Origin of the sequence: Mycolicibacterium bacteremicum, from assembly GCF_002086115.1 — a bacterium.
GTDB classification, from domain to species: domain Bacteria; phylum Actinomycetota; class Actinomycetes; order Mycobacteriales; family Mycobacteriaceae; genus Mycobacterium; species Mycobacterium bacteremicum.
The window spans coordinates 1-1,266 of the sequence record NZ_MVHJ01000068.1 but is presented as its reverse complement, the minus strand read 5'-3'; the positions used below and the strand labels follow the sequence as shown (position 1 = coordinate 1,266).

General features: G+C 77.2%; 1 protein-coding gene. It reads right to left on the bottom strand.

The genetic code is table 11. The annotated features are described in order from the left end of the window. Positions 1–1,080 (bottom strand): DUF7159 family protein (locus BST17_RS28490; protein ID WP_456238135.1); only part of this gene is annotated, 1,080 nt, incomplete at its 3' end. Positions 1,081–1,266 lie beyond the last annotated feature (186 nt).

The window sequence follows — 1,266 nt, the reverse complement described above, 5'->3', positions numbered from 1 at the left end:
GCGTTGCGCAGCGGCGGACTGGTGACCTTCACCGCGATGGACATCCCGGCCGCGCGTGACCTGGTGCCGGTCCTGGTGGCCCGGCGGGGGGGGCGGGGGCGGCTGCGGCTGCTGGGGTTGGGGCGGACGCCAATCCGGCCAGTCGTCATCATCGTCGTAATCGGGGCGCTGCGGCTGCTGCTCCCACGGCGGGCGCCACTGCGGCCACTGTGGGCGCGGCAGCACGATCACCGGCGGCGGCAGGACCACGGGCGGACGCCACACCGGCGGCACCGTCGGCTGCACCACCGGCGGTGCGATCGGGGCCGGCGGCGGCGCGGCCGGCGCCGGGGCGGGTGCGGGGGCCTGCGGTGCCGGCGCCTCGACGTACACCTGGCGCGGGGCCGGGGCCTGCTGCACCACCGGGATCGGTGCCTTGATGGTCTCGGCCGCCTCGGGGGCCGGCGGCGCAGCGGGCTGCACCGGCAACGCCTCGGGGGCCGGGGCCGCCGGGCGCGGCACCTGCACGCTGGGTGCGACGGCCGCGCGGGCCGGGGCCGGTCGCTCATCGGCGGTCGGGCGGATGCTGACGGCCAGCGAGATGGCCAATGCCACCACCCCGACCACGAAGATCGACGCCATGGCGCTGCCCACCAGCAGGAACGGCTTGCGGCTCTCGTCGGCGGGTGGTTCGGCGTCCAGCCCGGCCAGGTCCTCGGGCACCTCGTAGGCGGAAGCGGCCAGCTGGGTGTCGGCGGTGTGCAGGACAGAACCCGCGGTCGGGCCGTCGGGGTCCAGGGAGTAGGCCAGGCCCACCGTGGACGCCTCGTACATGGGGGCGCTGGCCGAGGCCAGTGCGGCGCCGCGGGCCAGCGCCAGGCCGGACTCCTCGGGCGCGCTGACCGGGATGTCGACCAGGTCGGAAAGGTGATCCTTGACCGCGGCCACGTCGACGCCGGAGCCGACGACGAACATGCCCTCGGGGGCGGTGTCCTGGCCGGCGACCGCGGCGGCCATCTCGCCGAGCACTGCCATCGCGTCGGTGCTGTGCAGGCTTCGGCTGAGCACCTTGACCACCGAGCCGTCATCGCCGCGGACCACCGACAGCGTCGCGGTGTCGCGGTCCAGGAACAGCAGGGCGGTCGAGCTGTAGCCGACCGCGCGGCCGGGCCCCCCCCGCCCCCCCCCCCCCCGCCCGGGGCGGGCCGTTATGAGACCACCAACCCAAAACTCGGACCGCCGGCGGCCCCCGCGGCCCGCCGCCCCGCGGCCCGCGGGGGTGGTGGG